This is a genomic window from Kineococcus glutinatus, assembly GCF_039542765.1.
GTDB lineage: Bacteria > Actinomycetota > Actinomycetes > Actinomycetales > Kineococcaceae > Kineococcus_A > Kineococcus_A glutinatus.
The window spans coordinates 1-4,525 of sequence record NZ_BAABIL010000484.1 but is presented as its reverse complement, the minus strand read 5'-3'; the positions used below and the strand labels follow the sequence as shown (position 1 = coordinate 4,525).

The following is a 4,525-nucleotide window of genomic DNA, read 5'->3' as shown; positions in this document are numbered from 1 at the left end:
AGCACGGGCAGCACGGGCAGCACGGGCAGCACGGGCAGCACGGGCAGCACGGGCAGCACGTCGATCGTGGTCGGGTACTCCGGGTCCGAGGCGTCGCGGGCGGCGCTGCACTGGGCGTTGCGCGAGGCCTCGGCCACCGGTGCGGGGGTCGAGGTCGTCGCCGTCGACCCCCCGAACGTCCTGGCGTTCCCGCGGATGCCGGGCGGCCACCTCACGGGGCCCTCCGGGTCGTTGCGCGCGGCGCTGGCGCAGGAGCGCGAGCAGCTGCCCGGCCGCTTCCCCGACGTGTTCGCGATCGTCAGCCAGGGCGAGCCGGCCGCGGCGCTGCTGGACGTCGCGGCCACCGCGCCGCTGCTCGTGCTGGGCGCCGGCCGGCGGCTGGGTGCCATCGGTTTCGGTGCCGGGCGCGTGCTGCGGGAGGCGGTGCGCCGCTGCCCGTGCCCGCTGCTCGTGGTGGGGCCCGCGGCCGAGGCCGGCCCGCTGCGGCAGCTGCTCGTCATGGGCGACGTGGACGCCGGGGTGGGGGAGTGGGCCGCCGGGTACGCGGCCGCGGCCCGGTTGCGCGCGCGGGTGGTCACGGCGTGGGGCGTGGACCCGGTGCTCACCCTCGACCAGGACACCGAGCGGGAGTTCGCGCTCCGGGACGCGCGGGTCCGCCACGAGCGCACCGCCGCCGCCCTGGCCGCGGTGCTGCGCCACCCGGCGCCCGGCGGGCTCGCCGAGGGGCGGCTGCGGGACGTGCTGCAGCACCGGGCGGTGCCCGGCGACCTCGTCGTCGTGGGCCGCGTCGCGCTGCACGACGTGCCGGTGCGCACGCTGCGCGCCCCCGTCGTCGTCGTACCCCCGCAGTACCAGCGGCCGGGCGGCTACCGCACCCTCACGCTGCCCGCCGACCGCGCCGAGCTCGTGGGGCCGCAGAGTTCTTGAGGCGCAGCGGCAGCGGACCCCCGCGGGCGCTCACGCCGCCTGCGGGGGCACGACCTCCAGGCGCTGCAGCAGGTAGAGGAAGGCGTCGGCGTAGGGGTGCTGCCCCACCTCGGCGCGCACCCGCTCCCAGTCGACCTGCTCGCGCAGGGCGCGCGCCGCCGGCAGCAGCCTGGAGTAGTTGCAGAAGTGCTCCGACAGCGCGAGGAGCTTGGAGGAGAACAGCTCGGTGGCGCGCAGCACCGGCATCCGCACCGACAGGACCTCCAGCTCGTCGGCCTGCCGGGCCATCTCCCGGCTCACCGGGACCCCCGCGAGGCGGAAGAGCACGTCGACGAACACGCCGTCGGTCCACACCTTGAACAGCCAGTCCTCCGGGGGCCGCTCCACCTCCAGGCCGGCCTCGCGCAGCACCTCGATCGCCCGGTCGACGTCGTCCTCGGCGATGAGGAAGTCCACGTCGTGCTCCGACTCCGGCCCGCCCCGCGCCCACGCCGCGTACCCGCCGCACAGGCAGAAGTCGACCTCGCTGCGCTTGAGCGCCACGGCGGTGCGCTTGAGCGCCTCGCGCAGCAACCTGCGCTCCTGCACCACCTGTTCGAGCTGGGTCACCCGCCCATCCTCGCCGAGGGGCGGTGGTGGCGCTCGGCGAGGCGCGGGCGCGCACCGCGGGGCACACTGGCCCCGTGCGCGTGGCGACGTTCAACATCCTGCACGGGCGCTCCCCGGTGGACGGGCGGGTGGACCTCGACCGGTTCGCGGCGGCGGTGAAGGCGCTGGACGCCGACGTCCTGGGTCTGCAGGAGGTCGACCGCGACCAGCCGCGTTCCTTCGGCGCCGACCTCACCGCGGTGGCCGCGGAGGCGATGGGGGCCCCCGAGCACCAGTTCGTCGCCGCCCTGGCCGGTACGCCGGGGGCGACGTGGATGGCCGCGACCGGCGACGAGCAGCCCGGTTCCGCCTCCTACGGCATCGCGCTGCTGTCCCGGTTGCCCGTGCACTCCTGGGAGACGATCCGGTTGCCGGCCCCGCCCACCCGGATGCCCGTGCGGTTCTCCGGCCGGCGCTGGCCGGTGCTGGCGCAGGACGAACCCCGGGTGGCGGTGGCCGCCGTCGTGGACGGCCCGCAGGGGCCGCTGACGGTGGTGACGACGCACCTGTCGTTCGTGCCGCGCTGGAACACCTGGCAGCTGCGCCGCCTCGTGCGGGCGCTGTCCAGCTGCTGCCCCGAACCGCTGCTGCTGACCGGCGACCTCAACATGGAGACCGACGCCTCGGTGCGCACCAGCGGCCTGCGCCCCCTGGCGCACGCGCCGACGTTCCCCGCCGAGGCGCCCGTGCGCCAGCTCGACCACGTGCTGGCGCGCGGCGACGTCGGCGAGGTGGTCTCCGTCAGCGCACCCGAGGCGCCGATGTCGGACCACCGCCCCCTGGTGGTGGACCTGCGCTGAGCCCCGCCCGGTCCGGCGGCACCGCCGGCGGGGGCCGGGCACGGATCGCCGGTGCGGGCGTCCCGTGCTACCAACGGCGGCATGCAGCAGCCGGCGACCCCGCCCCCGACACCCCTGAGCGCCCACGGGGCCACCGACGCCCGCCGCTTCCGCGGCGGAACCCGCCGGCGCCTGCACGAGCTGCCCGGCCCGCAGGGCGGGGAGAGCGGCCTGACGGTCCTGCTGGCCTTCGGTGCCAACCTGCTCGTCGCGGTGGCGAAGTCGGTGGCCGCGCTCGTCACCGGGTCCGCCGCGATGGTCGCCGAGGCGGCGCACTCCTGGGCGGACGCCGGCAACGAGGTGTTCCTCGTCATCGCGCACCGGCGCGGGGCGCGCCCGGCCGACGACTCCCACCCCTGGGGGTACGGCCGCGCGGTGTACGTGTGGTCGATGTTCGCGGCCCTGGGGCTGTTCGCCGCGGGCGCGGCCGTCTCCGTCACCCACGGCGTGCAGTCGCTGCTGGAGCCGGAGGAGGCCGGCTCCTACCTCGTCGGCTACCTCGTGCTGGGCGTGGCGTTCGTGCTGGAGGGCATCTCGTTCCTGCAGTCGCTGCGGCAGGCGCACGCCGAGGCGGGGCGGCTGGAGCGCGACGTCCTGGACCACGTCCTGGCCACGTCGGACCCCACGCTGCGGGCGGTGTTCTTCGAGGACGCCGCCGCCCTCGCCGGGCTGGTCATCGCCGCCGCGGCCCTGCTCGCCCACCAGCTCACCGGTTCCCCGGTGCCCGACGCGGTGGGTTCCATCCTCGTCGGCGTCCTGCTGGGCGTGGTGGCGGTGGTGCTCATCCGCCGCAACATGCAGTTCATCGTGGGGCAGGAGGCGGACCCGCGGGTGCGGGCGGTGGCCCTGCGCACCCTGCTGGACATGCCGGGGGTGGCCCGGGTGACGTACCTGCGCCTGGAGTACGTCGGTCCCCGCGTGCTGAGCGTCGTCGGTGACGTCGACCTGGCCGGCGACGAGCGCGAGTCGGACGTCGCGGTGCGGTTGCGGGCCCTGGAGGCGGAGCTGGTGCGCTCCCCCGCCGTGGCGGGCGCGGTCCTGAGCCTGTCGGCGCCCGACGAGCCGTCGCTGGTGCCCTGAGGGCGGCGCCGACCCGGTGCGCGGACCGCGATCCCGTTCAGGCGCCGAGGAGGGGGCGGACCTCGATCCAGCCGTCGGCGACGGGGACCATGCGGCCGACCCACACGGCGTGGTCGAGGTCCGAGGCCTCCACGACGAAGCAGCCGGCGAGCGACTGCGCGCCGCCGACGAGGGAACCGCCGGACACGGCGCCGTCCCGGATCGAGACGCCGGTCGACGGCGGTCGCACGGCGTGGCCCGCGACGATCCGGGCGCCGGTCTCGGCGATCTGCCGCGGCAGGCGCATGTGGGCCTCGAGGACGGTGGGCGGGGCCGCGCCCGCGCTGTCCGGCACCTCGCGCTCGTACACCAGGATCATGAACTGCGGGAGCGGTGACCGCTCCTCCGGCGAAACCACGACCACCCCCGGTGACGTGGGCCGGGCCTACTGGTCGTAGCCCTCGACCTCGGGGACGGGGCGGGCGCCGGCGTCGTCGGGGTTGAGGCCGGCCTCCTTGCGGGCCCGCCGCTGCCGCAGCAGGTCCCAGGCCTGGTCGAGCTCCTCCTCCGCCCGCTGCAGCCGCTCGCGCTCCTCGGCCTCCTCGATCCGGCCCTCCGCGAGCTGCTCGCGGAGCCGGTGCTCGGTGTCGACGAGTTCCTGGATGCGCTGGAGGAGCTGCCTGTCGTCCACGGGGACCTCCCTGTCGTCGGGTGCGCGCCCGCCGGGCGGCGGGCCGGCGCCTGCGCAGCACGCTAGGGCGTCCGGGCCGCCGCGGCAGGTCGTGCCCGCCGCCACCGACCCGCGCACCGGCCCGCACCGGCCCGCACGCGGGGTCTCAGGTGTCGGCCCGGCCCTGTCGATGCCTTCTGGGGAGGCAGCCGCCGGGGCGCCTCGGACGGGGGTGCGGGGCGGTGCGCGGACGGCGAGCGGGCGTGGTGCCGGCGCGGCGCTGCACCGGTGCCCTGGCCGGGTTGCTGCTCCTCGCCGGCGGCGTCCACGGCGCGTGGGGGGTGGCCGAGGGCCGCGTCCCGGCGAGCTCGGCCGTGGCCGC

Annotated in this window: 6 protein-coding genes; 3 read left to right on the top strand and 3 right to left on the bottom strand. The window is 77.0% G+C overall.

Annotated features, from left to right (window positions below; genetic code table 11):
- Positions 1–66 precede the first annotated feature (66 nt).
- Entirely contained in the window at positions 67–927 is an 861-nt protein-coding gene (locus ABEB16_RS16700) for a universal stress protein (protein WP_345713353.1), read from the top strand.
- 30 nt (positions 928–957) lie between these two features.
- Here the strand turns inward: ABEB16_RS16700 and ABEB16_RS16695 are convergent, their stop codons facing one another.
- Positions 958–1,536, bottom strand: coding sequence for a nucleotidyltransferase family protein (locus ABEB16_RS16695; protein ID WP_345713352.1), 579 nt, complete (start codon positions 1,534–1,536; stop codon positions 958–960).
- A gap of 74 nt (positions 1,537–1,610) precedes the next feature.
- Here ABEB16_RS16695 and ABEB16_RS16690 point away from each other — a divergent pair, with 74 nt between their 5' ends.
- Both ABEB16_RS16690 and ABEB16_RS16685 read left to right on the top strand, forming a co-directional pair.
- Positions 1,611–2,375 (top strand): endonuclease/exonuclease/phosphatase family protein, encoded by a 765-nt coding sequence (locus ABEB16_RS16690; RefSeq protein WP_345713351.1) that lies wholly within the window; start codon positions 1,611–1,613, stop codon positions 2,373–2,375.
- A gap of 81 nt (positions 2,376–2,456) precedes the next feature.
- Positions 2,457–3,494: a cation diffusion facilitator family transporter gene (locus tag ABEB16_RS16685; RefSeq protein ID WP_345713350.1), complete on the top strand. Its 1,038-nt coding sequence runs from the start codon at positions 2,457–2,459 to the stop codon at positions 3,492–3,494.
- A 37-nt stretch (positions 3,495–3,531) separates the two neighbouring features.
- Here ABEB16_RS16685 and ABEB16_RS16680 read toward each other — a convergent pair whose 3' ends face one another.
- The gene (locus ABEB16_RS16680; protein WP_345713349.1) at positions 3,532–3,891 is read right to left on the bottom strand and encodes a YciI family protein; all 360 of its coding nucleotides are present in this window, start codon (positions 3,889–3,891) and stop codon (positions 3,532–3,534) included.
- A gap of 27 nt (positions 3,892–3,918) precedes the next feature.
- The gene (locus ABEB16_RS16675; RefSeq protein WP_345713348.1) at positions 3,919–4,164 is read right to left on the bottom strand and encodes a DUF2630 family protein; all 246 of its coding nucleotides are present in this window, start codon (positions 4,162–4,164) and stop codon (positions 3,919–3,921) included.
- Positions 4,165–4,525 lie beyond the last annotated feature (361 nt).

Bases quoted from the DNA above. Each gene is read 5' to 3' on its own strand.
- ABEB16_RS16685 (WP_345713350.1), top strand. From the start codon at position 2,457: ATGCAGCAGCCGGCGACCCCGCCCCCGACACCCCTGAGCGCCCACGGG.